A 419-nucleotide genomic window follows, 5' to 3' on the forward strand; every position below is an offset into this window, starting at 1 on the left:
GGGACGCGGCCTGTCGTGTGATTACTTAAGCCAACTGGTCGGCAAGGCTATCCGTGAACAGGCGCAGCTCGATAAACCCGGTGCCTGTCACCTGTTCCGTCATTCGATGGCGACCCAAATGCTGGACAACGGGGCCGACACCCGGCACATCCAGGCGATACTGGGGCATGAACGGCTGGAGACCACCCAAATTTATACGCGGGTCGCTATCGGGCACTTAAAGACCGTGCATCAGCAGACGCATCCGGCCGAGCAAGAACAATCGGGCACTGACACGAAAACCCCCGGATAGCAAACCGAAACCCCGGCGCACCGGACAACCCGATAATCCCCGTTGAGCCGGGCAGGGTTCGGAGAAGGGGCAGACCGTGGCCGGACTGCCCGTCAGCCCCGGTGTCTGCGGGGGTACGTGGGCAATG

At 61.8% G+C, this 419-nt stretch carries 2 protein-coding genes; one reads left to right on the forward strand and one right to left on the reverse strand.

Annotation, left to right across the window (positions count from 1 at the left end):
* On the forward strand, nucleotides 1-292 hold a 292-nt coding region (locus Xmir_RS22395), incomplete at its 5' end, for a tyrosine-type recombinase/integrase (protein WP_145956971.1).
* Here Xmir_RS22395 and Xmir_RS26075 read toward each other — a convergent pair.
* The coding region (locus Xmir_RS26075; RefSeq protein ID WP_167386048.1) for a hypothetical protein at nucleotides 218-419 on the reverse strand (202 nt) is incomplete at its 5' end. The two genes, Xmir_RS22395 and Xmir_RS26075, sit on opposite strands and share 75 nt — an antisense overlap.

The sequence above is a fragment of the Xenorhabdus miraniensis genome (genome assembly GCF_002632615.1).